This window comes from Crystallibacter degradans (genome assembly GCF_012952295.1).
Classification (GTDB): domain Bacteria; phylum Actinomycetota; class Actinomycetes; order Actinomycetales; family Micrococcaceae; genus Crystallibacter; species Crystallibacter degradans.
Genome location: NZ_JABBCH010000072.1, coordinates 1 through 806, shown reverse-complemented (window position 1 = coordinate 806; position 806 = coordinate 1). Strand labels below are relative to the sequence as shown.

1 protein-coding gene is annotated in these 806 nt (G+C 67.4%); it reads left to right on the top strand.

Translation table 11 applies throughout. The features are described from left to right. A partial coding sequence (locus HGO92_RS23155) for a type II glyceraldehyde-3-phosphate dehydrogenase (RefSeq protein ID WP_169999106.1) occupies nucleotides 1-806 on the top strand: 806 nt, incomplete at both ends.

The window sequence follows — 806 nt, the reverse complement described above, 5'->3', positions numbered from 1 at the left end:
CGTGTAGCGGACGCAGTCGCACTGCAACCGGACATGGAACTGGTCGGCATCGCCGACATCGTCACCGACTGGCGGATCCAGTCCGCTGCCGGAAGGTTCCCGCTGTTCGCGTCCACGGACGAGGCCCAGCAAACGATGCTTCAGGCCGGGCTTCCCGTCGCGGGCTCACTGGAGGACCTGCTGGGGCAGGCGGACGTCATCGCCGACACGACACCCAAACACGTAGCAGCAGAGAACCTGCCCCGCTACCGGGCCGCGGGCGTGAAACTTGTGCTGCAGGGCGGGGAATCCCACGAGACCACAGGGCACTCGTTCGTCGCCCAGGCCAACTATGAGAGCGCGCTGGGACGGGACATGACCCGCGTGGTCTCCTGCAATACCACCAGCATTGTCCGCGTCCTTGGCGCGCTGCAGGACGCTGACCTGCTGGCCAAGGCCCGCGGCGTTCTGATCCGCCGGGCCACCGACCCCTGGGAGTCGCACCTGGGCGGGATCATGAACACCATGGTCCCGGAATCTAAAATCCCTTCCCATCAGGGGCCTGACGCCCAGACCGTCCTGCCCGGCCTGGACCTGGTGACCATCGCGGCCAAAGGCGCCCACACCCAGACCCATAACCACTACTGGACGCTGCAGCTCACCCGCCCGGCCAGCCGCGAGGAAGTCCTAGCCGCCCTGCGTGCCGCGCCGCGCATCGCGTTCATCCGGATGGCCGACGGACTCGTCGCCCTGAACTCGACCATCGAGCTGATGAACGATCTCGGCCGGCCCCGCGGGGACATGTGGGAAGTCGCCGTCTGGGAGGA